The organism is Ruegeria atlantica, assembly GCF_001458195.1.
Classification (GTDB): Bacteria; Pseudomonadota; Alphaproteobacteria; order Rhodobacterales; family Rhodobacteraceae; genus Ruegeria; species Ruegeria atlantica.
The window spans coordinates 1-8,361 of sequence record NZ_CYPU01000025.1 but is presented as its reverse complement, the minus strand read 5'-3'; the positions used below and the strand labels follow the sequence as shown (position 1 = coordinate 8,361).

At 52.2% G+C, this 8,361-nt stretch carries 7 protein-coding genes and 1 pseudogene; 5 read left to right on the top strand and 3 right to left on the bottom strand.

Annotation, left to right across the window (positions count from 1 at the left end; all coding sequences use genetic code 11):
• On the bottom strand, positions 1–191 hold a 191-nt coding region (locus RUA4292_RS08705), incomplete at its 3' end, for a transposase (protein ID WP_058277260.1).
• 228 nt (positions 192–419) lie between these two features.
• On the opposite strand from RUA4292_RS08705, the gene RUA4292_RS08700 reads away from it, so the two are divergent.
• The gene (locus RUA4292_RS08700; protein WP_233493395.1) at positions 420–1,250 is read left to right on the top strand and encodes an MFS transporter; all 831 of its coding nucleotides are present in this window, start codon (positions 420–422) and stop codon (positions 1,248–1,250) included.
• Positions 1,251–1,625: 375 nt separating this feature from the next.
• Here the strand turns inward: RUA4292_RS08700 and RUA4292_RS08695 are convergent, their stop codons facing one another.
• Together RUA4292_RS08695 and RUA4292_RS25635 are read right to left on the bottom strand one after the other, a co-directional pair.
• Positions 1,626–4,274: an AsmA family protein gene (locus RUA4292_RS08695; RefSeq protein WP_145974906.1), complete on the bottom strand. Its 2,649-nt coding sequence runs from the start codon at positions 4,272–4,274 to the stop codon at positions 1,626–1,628.
• A gap of 229 nt (positions 4,275–4,503) precedes the next feature.
• Positions 4,504–4,653 carry a DDE-type integrase/transposase/recombinase gene (locus RUA4292_RS25635; protein ID WP_082637052.1) on the bottom strand — a complete coding sequence of 50 codons (150 nt, stop codon included), beginning with the start codon at positions 4,651–4,653 and terminating at the stop codon, positions 4,504–4,506.
• 476 nt (positions 4,654–5,129) lie between these two features.
• On the opposite strand from RUA4292_RS25635, the gene RUA4292_RS08690 reads away from it, so the two are divergent.
• The 4 genes and pseudogenes from RUA4292_RS08690 to RUA4292_RS08680 form a co-directional block, all read left to right on the top strand.
• Positions 5,130–6,443: a DUF3300 domain-containing protein gene (locus RUA4292_RS08690; protein WP_058277257.1), complete on the top strand. Its 1,314-nt coding sequence runs from the start codon at positions 5,130–5,132 to the stop codon at positions 6,441–6,443.
• A gap of 1 nt (position 6,444) precedes the next feature.
• Complete coding sequence (locus tag RUA4292_RS08685; protein ID WP_082637051.1) at positions 6,445–7,335, top strand: DUF2950 family protein; 891 nt, start codon at positions 6,445–6,447, stop codon at positions 7,333–7,335.
• A 141-nt stretch (positions 7,336–7,476) separates the two neighbouring features.
• Positions 7,477–8,117 (top strand): annotated as a pseudogene (locus tag RUA4292_RS23950) (IS6 family transposase).
• 59 nt (positions 8,118–8,176) lie between these two features.
• Positions 8,177–8,361, top strand: a 185-nt coding sequence (locus RUA4292_RS08680) for a transposase (protein WP_058276079.1), incomplete at its 3' end; no start/stop codon positions are given.

Genomic DNA, 8,361 nt, shown 5'->3' with positions numbered 1-8,361 from the left:
TGAAGCCGCCTAAGTTCCTTCAATTGGTCTACACCCATTCCGCCATATTGCTTGCGCCAGCGGTAATAGGTTTGCTCCACAACGCCGATCTGTCTGATCGCATCCAGACGCGGCATCCCTTGCCCCATCAGAACTTCAACCTGCCGCAACTTCGAGACAATTTCTTCCGGCTTCGGTCGCTTGTTTGCCATTCTTGGTCCTCCGTTTCCTAATCTTAACGGTGGGCCCATTCAAATGGGGAGGCTCAACTTGAAGTGGCAGAGACTTCTCACTGGCAACGAGACAAGAGAATTTACGATGACTGATACGATACAGGCGCAAAACCCCACTCCCATCCTGATTACCCTCGCCGCGGCGACACTGACCGCAGTATAGCTGCGGTACTGCTTCCGACACTGACGCGCAGTTTCTCCGCGACAGTGTCAGAGGTGCAATGGGTCGTGCTGGCCTATCTTACTTCAGTGACCATCGCCGTCGTCTCGGCTGGACGGCTTGGCGATCTATTCGGCCACCGCCGCTTGCTGGTTTTTGGTCTCATCGTTATTTTGGCAGCGTCAGTATTAAGCGCGACGGCTCCGAGCCTCAGCTTGTTGATCGCCGGACGTGCGTTGCAGGGGCTTGGCGGAGCGATCCTGATCGCGCCTCCGATGTCTATCGCACGTGACCTCGTCCCGACAGAGAGGTTGGGCACAGCGATGGGGTTGCTCGGGACGACATCCGCTGCCGGGACTGCTTTGGACCCCTCGCTGGGTGGTGTCCAGCTGGTGATGAGCAACTGGCGCATGGCATTCCGCCCCCTTGCCAGGTCCGCCAGTGTCACGCCTATTCTGTCTATCACCTCCATCACTCGCGATTTCGAATGGAAAACCGTATCGTTCCAAGAGTTGGATATTCCGGGAGCCCTGATGTTATCGATAGCGCTCACTACTTACGCGCTGGCGAACAACGGTGGGGCTTCAAGCATTCCGTTGTCTCCGGACGCGCTTATTTTCACTGTTTTGATCGCAATCGTCGTGTTTGTGATGGTCGAAGCCCGTGTGGCCTCTCCACTGGTGCCTATGCAATTGCTCCGTGACCAGAGGACAAGTATCGGGCTTTTTATTAACCTGCTGGTCAGCGCAATCATGATGTCAACTTTGGTGGTTGAGCGCTTGATGCCAAGCAGGCTTCTTGACGGGGTTTGCACCCGGTCGCCTAGCCTTGGGCTTTATGGATATAGGCATTGGGTATCCTCTCTTGGTTTCAGGTAGGCCTAATAAGTTTGATACCGGATTGATGCCACCCAGTTCGGGCTTGGACATGATTTTAGGCAAGAGGAATTGAAACAGTCCAATCGTATTATCAGGTGAAAGCCAACATGGATTGTTTTGCCCTAACAACAACCGACCAATTATGGATGCTGCGTCGTGCATCAACTGCAGCAATGGCCGGCAACGCCGCAGCATAACATGGCCCCGATCGAGTGACTGCTCTGTGCCGTCCTCGCTTGTGCAGACAGCCTTCCATGGGGCAAATGCCATGCTGCATCCAGAGTCTGGAATGAGCCCAAAGCAGAAATCTCTTTTCGGCGGAATTGTTATCTTGCTTGAACTCTAGATTTGCTCCTGAACCAACTGCCTCCACCACTACCGTAGTTGTAAAATATCCGGAACGCATAGTTTTCTTTTTGCTGGCATTTTGTCCGCACCATCCGATCGTTTCAGTCGTTTCGGACCGTCTTTGACCTTGATCTTCGGCTTAGCTAGTGGGCCTTTCAAAGTCACTGGCCAGGGGCTTTTCGAAAGAGGTTCGCCAATCTTGCGGGGCTGTAGATTTAAGTCCAAGAACTTGCCGGCTACATCGACACCGCCAAAGACGACAACTTGGACATGATCTGTCTCCAATGTGGTTTGTTTCGTCGAAATACTTCCATTGGAAATACTAATCGGCGCACGCAAACATACGATTGGAGCAACCTTTTGTTTCTCTTTGGTAAACACCCAAGGTAGCACCCCTAATCCTGCCAGATCCAATAGCTGGGTCTCGATCGAGCCATCACGCAATGAAACTGTGGCGTTGCCACTCATGCTGTTGGCAAAGTGCTTGAGTGAATCGGTTCCACCGGTCACCGAAAAATCTGCATAGATCGTACCGCTTGCGCCTTTTTTGAATTTCAGACCGTGAAGAATATCATCCAGCTGCCAGCCGCCTGCCTTGCCGGTCAGCGTGAGCAGACGCGCGTCGTTTGATAGATCCATTTGCCCGCTGACGTCGAATTGAGCACCTCCATATTCAAACTTCAAAGGTCCGGCCTTGAGCTCATTTTCGGTGAGCGTCAGTTCGCTCTGCAAACTGCTAATTCCTTTGGCACCTTCTATGTGCCGAAGGTCAATGTCGACATCCATATCCATACCGGACAAGAGAACTGAACGCCCAATTGGTTTAAGCGTCACATCTGTTAAAGGGCCAGTGTCATCTGCTTCATGATTGACGTCTTCCTCGTTGGACTCCGTACCGCCTAGCTTCCGCAACTGTGCAGCGGCCTGAATGATAGTTCGAATTTGATCTATCTTTATTAGGTCACTCTCAATGGAACCCTTCAGCACAGGGTCACTTGTTGCATCATCAAGATCGGCGACAATTTTCAGGACAGATTCAGCAACTTCGACATTGGCACTCGCGTTCCAATCGGTGCCTTCGCTAACGAGGTTGATTTCAAGGCGAGCCTGCCCGGTTTGAACACGTTCAAGCGATAGTGCCTTCAAAAGGTCCGCCCCGGATGGGACTGCGACGTCAATTGCCAAATCCAGGTCCTCGAATTTGAGTACATTCTTGACAGTGCCATGCACCTCAAGGTTCCAGACGTCCGTATCGCTTGTCTTTCCATCCAAGTTCGTCAGCGAAAGCTGATTGATGTCGCCGTCCAAATGGAAGTCACCAGAAAACCTGCCAAGCTGGTCGTCTGGTCCAAACAATTCTGGCGAGATCAAACTGCTTGCCGGTATATCCATTAGGCCTTCTGCTGATATGCCTTGCAACTGAAGCGCGTCATCGACCGAACCATTCAAAATGACAAACGGATCGGCTGGGTTCCCAATTCTCAGGTTGATGTTTCCGACTTTTAAGGCGCCTTCTGGTGTTCTGGAAAGCTCGGAGAACTTAATCGGGGGCGGGCCTTCGCCGGACGTGTCCAACGTGAAACCGTTGGTCTTAATAACCATTTGTCGCTGCGGCACCTGCCCAGGCACGCTGTCGATAACCATGTCGACCGCGATAAGTTTAAGATCATATCGCGATGCGGCAGGGGCTGGTTCAGCATCTTCAGGGTATAACCGAATGCGGGTTGTCAACGATACGTCTTCCGGATTTCCCAGTTCCCCGATCTGCCCCGTCAGCGAAAGGCTTTGCCCGCCATCTAAATCCGCCAATACAGATAGGTCATCAATCCGTGCTACGCCGTCGACTGATGTGAACGTTGCGCCAATACTCCCTTTACCTTCCAAAACGCGGCTCAGCTTCAGGATATCGAGAAGCTGGCCAAGTTCGGCAATCTCCACGGTCGTTGCCACTTGCAGACCGTTTTCTTGAGGGACTTCCTCGGCTACAATCGAAATCTGTTCGAAATTCATCGCCAACTGAAATGGGTCTTCTGCGGGGAATGTCGCGTTCAGATCAAAACTCTCTCCGTTTAACGAACCGGCCCCAACTGCGGTCGCAACATCGGTTTCCGTATCACGCTTTAAGAGCAGTTCAGGAAGCTGCAGATCTAACTCAAGTCCGTTTAAATCGTTCTGATAAAGAATGGCGATATCAGTCAGATCAATTTTGCGGTCCGTTAGAATTCCGGCTAACAGCGGCGTCGGGGAATTTGCAGGTTTCCCGGCTTCAGCTTCCGGTTGGGAAATGGACTGCCAGTTTCCGAAGCCGTCTTTGTCTGTGATTAAGTTCAGATGAACACCTGAGAGTGAAAGACCACTCAGTGACAGTTTACTGTTCCAAAGGTCGCGCGCGGAAACTTCAAACTCGATCTCATCGATTGCTGCAAGTTTCACATCAGCATTCTGAGAACCGGGTAATTCCAGCCCTGCCGCCGACACCTGCAATTGCCGGCCAATACCCAGACGCACTTCATCTTCAATTCTAACCTCCTGACCAAGTTTCTTAGAGATCAGGTTTTCGACGAAAGTAGTCCTGACCGAGGAAAACAACGCAGAAGACAGGAAAAGCCAAGCTGCAAACACAGCGACAAACGCGACAGCGCAACAAATCAATATACCTTTTGCAACGTATCGCACATTCTTCTCCTAATGTTCCTATTCATACCTTGGGCAACCTAAACCATTTATTCACTATGTTAATGGAATATATGATTGGTAAATTTCCTGGCCCCTGAATGAACTTGACCTTACAGTTGAAAACTCTCACTGATGTGGCGGCCAGTAAAGACATAGTGAAACGACAAAATCTTTAACCCCAGCCGAGTTACTTCTGCCTTTGTCAATTTTGATCCGTTTCGTGATGCCATTATCGCGCAGAGCATTGGAGAATAGCCATTTTAGCAGCCTTCGTGTCGCTCAACTCTGAAAGCATGAAATCAAGGGTTTTCTCGTCCTGATCTACTGCACGATTTAGGTACATCCATTCGCGACGGACTTCGATATAGGTGTCATCCATACGTCAAGTTTCTGCAGTGCCAATCTTCCGATTCTGGGCCTCGCGAGCAACCTCATCAGAGGAATATTTCACGACCCAGCGGTTCAGAGTAGCATGATCAACCGACACACCACGTTCCGTCTTGACTTCCTCTAGGTCGCGGTATGAGATGCCGTATCAAACGTTGAAATAAACTGCGAACAAGATCATAGGTTTTGGGTAGTGCGCACCTTTGAAGTTGATCACCAGACATTCCCAAACAGTGTTACAAACCAAGCACCAGCAGGATTAAACTGTGCAAAGGCCAAATATGCCGACCAAAGTTTGCGACAGATCTCTTTGGTGCCTTTTTTCTGGTGTTTCCGCCAAATGCCAACTGGAGCGACGAAATCTTCTCCTCGTGACCGGCAGCTATCGAGCTTTGGCGAGGCTTTTGGCCGTTCATTTGCCAGAATCTGATTTTTGGGTGAACCTGATAGAAGTTAAAGGATCGCAATATGTTAAAATATGTGATGTTTTCACTCGGTGTCTGCGTGTCCACAGCGCTGTTTGCCCAAGAGGCATCCGACGAACCTGCAGATCCGCCAGACGCTTCGGCGACGTCTTCCGATCTTCTGACGGACGCGGAACTGCAGACACTGGTTGCTCCGGTGGCTCTGTACCCCGATACATTGTTGATACAAATTTTTGTCGCCGCCACACAGCCGTTGGAGGTTGTGAAGGCCGAGCGGTACTTGCTGGATAACGCTGACCGCGACCCCGTTGATCTCGAGCCGGAAATCGAAGCGATGGGCTGGGATCCTTCCGTCAGTATTTTGACGACGGCTTTCCCCGAAATCGTCGGTCAGATGGCCACCCATATAGATTGGACCGAGACAATGGGAACAGCCATGCTGGCCCAATCCGATGACGTGATGGATGCGGTTCAAATCATGAGGGATCAGGCAATTGACAGCGGTGCCCTTGTTTCGGGACCCGAACAAACCGTCGAGGTGTCCAACGACGACACGGTCATCATCACTCCGACAGAACCTGAAACAGTTTACGTCCCGCAATACAATCCCGAGACAGTCTACACCGGCCCTTCGACCGGTAACGTGGTGGGGGCGGCGTTGCTGACCTTTGGCACTGTGGCGCTGATCGACGAGATTTTTGACGATGACGACGACTGGTATGGCTACTGGGGGTGCCGAAATTGCGGCGGGTGGGGCGGTGGCCCGATATACAGAAACCCCGACATTGACATCGACGTCGATGGCAACGTCAATATCGGTAATGACATCGGTCTTGGCGACCGTACCGAAATCGGATGGAACCCCGATCCTGACCGCCAACAGGAAGCCCGGGATAAGATCGCCGATCACAAAAGGTCGGAAGGTGGCCGCGGCGACTTGCCCGTTAACCGACCCGAGGGCCGAACAGACGAACTCCGTGCGAAACTGAGCCGTGAATCCGGTGCCGCAGACATTAGCCGCGACGGTGCAGCGGCGGTTGCCGCTGGTGCAGGCGCAGGGGCCATCGCGGGAGGTGCTCTGGCAAATCGGGGCAGTGGCGACAAATCTCTGCCGCAGGTGAACCGCGGTAATGTTGATCGGGACAAGGCCGTAGCCAAACAACAGGCCATCGATCGGACCAAACATCCGGATGCGGCGAAAAAGCCTGTCAAAAAGAAGCCTCAGGCAAAGAAGGCAGTGACCCAGCGTAAGTCTGCCTCGTCTAAAGGGAATGCGATGAAGAAAAAAGCGTCAGGCGCCCAAGCCCATAAGGCGTCCAAACGTGGGCACGCTGCCAAAGCCAAGAGGAGACGGTAACATGCGTAAATCGGGTTTTTCTATCGTACTTCTTGCCATGGTGGCCGAACCGGCATTTTCCGACGGTGCCCTGTTCGAAACTCCGCAGACCGCATTGGACGCTTTTGTCCAAGCCCTAAAGGACGGTGATCAGAACAAGCTGCTTGAGTTGTTTGGACCCGAGGCCGAAGACGTGATCGGAACAGGCGATCCTGGGGAAGATCAGCAAAGAAGGCAAGACGTGCTTGGCATGTACTCTGAAGGATACCGCTTTCAACCCGATGATGATGGGGTGGTCCTTTTGTTGGGCGAAGACAGTTGGCCCTTTCCAATCCCAATTCTGCAAGGCGAAACCGGCTGGCAGTTTGATTTGGCGGCTGGGATCGAAGAACTTTCGGCCCGTGAAATCGGTTTGAACGAACTGGACGTGATCGAAACGCTTGAGGCCTATGTCGATCTTCAGGCGGCGTTCCGTCTTGTGGATCACAATGGCGATGGCGTTATGGAGTTTGCCCGGTCCATCATATCGGATCCCGGCGAGCGAAACGGCCTCTTCTGGCCAGAAGAAGACAGTTTTGTCGGAGCAGCACTTGCCCGCGCCGCCGCCTCGGGATGGAGCGACGGTGAGGCCGACTACGAACCCGAACCGTTCCTTGGTTACTACTTCACAATTCTGCAGGGGCAGGGGCCGAATGCTCCGGGTGGTGCCCATTCCTACTTTGTCGGCGATCGGTTCGTCGCGGGGCACGCTTTGCTGGCAGTGCCTTCGGACTACGGAGAAACGGGTATCCATTCTTTTCTTGTGGGTGAAAACGGCATTGTGTACGAGGCAGACTTTGGCCCGGATACACAAAAAATAACGGCTGAAATATCAACCTACGATCCAGGCCAGAATTGGTCACCAACCGAGTGACCGCCTGTTGTTCGAGCTTTGGTTCTGTTGCGAACATCCGGCCATTTACGCTTTCGGAATTAGTGAGTGAATGACTGTCGGTCGTATCAAGTCGAAAGCCAGCTCATGAGAACCTTCTAGGGTGCGCAATTTACGTAAGATGTGATCCTATTCGCAGTGTACTTCATTGTTCGATAGGGCGTATCCTAACGCGATCTGGAAGAGATCATGGCGGAGCGAAGTGTTTCCGTCGATCACGCCACGCTGAACCGCTGGGTGAAACGATCCTCCTGGGCAATTGCTGACACGGCACGCCCCCGCAATGGCCCATGCGACTGCTCCAGGCGAATGAACGAAACTCATTTTAAGATACAAGGATCAAGGGTTTACCTCTATCGAGCCGCCGACAAGCACGGCAAAACTCTCGATTCCATGCATTCACAACGTCGAAACAAACCGGCCGCGACAAAATTCTACGCTCGGATGTTGGAAATTAATGGGCTCCGCAAGAAACTGTCATGGACATAATCGGCGCAGACTCAGTTGGCATCAAGGCTCTAAACAGGATGCTCAATGGTTTTGGTTGCCCACCCCCGATCGAGATTGTGAGGCGGAAATACCTAAGTACATCGAAGAACAAGACCACCGGTATATTAAAGATGAATCCGCCCGATGCTTGGCTTCAAGTCCTTTGAATCTGCATTTGCAATTCTTTCAGGAATCGAAGTAGCGCATATGATCCGCAAAGTTTTTCCACGCTTGGACTCTGTCTTTTTCTACAGTTCGCAGAGTTGGCCGCCTGACCCTGAGCCTCCCCATTTGAATGGGCCCACCGTTAAGATTAGGAAACGGAGGACCAAGAATGGCAAACAAGCGACCGAAGCCGGAAGAAATTGTCTCGAAGTTGCGGCAGGTTGAAGTTCTGATGGGGCAAGGGATGCCGCGTCTGGATGCGATCAGACAGATCGGCGTTGTGGAGCAAACCTATTACCGCTGGCGCAAGCAATATGGCGGAATGGGTGTAGACCAATTGAAGGAACTTAGGCG

Excerpts from the sequence above, each read along its gene's own strand:
- RUA4292_RS25635 (WP_082637052.1), bottom strand. The coding sequence starts at position 4,653 with ATGGATGACACCTATATCGAAGTCCGTCGCGAATGGATGTACCTAAAT.
- RUA4292_RS08690 (WP_058277257.1), top strand. The coding sequence starts at position 5,130 with ATGTTAAAATATGTGATGTTTTCACTCGGTGTCTGCGTGTCCACAGCG.
- RUA4292_RS08685 (WP_082637051.1), top strand. The coding sequence starts at position 6,445 with ATGCGTAAATCGGGTTTTTCTATCGTACTTCTTGCCATGGTGGCCGAA.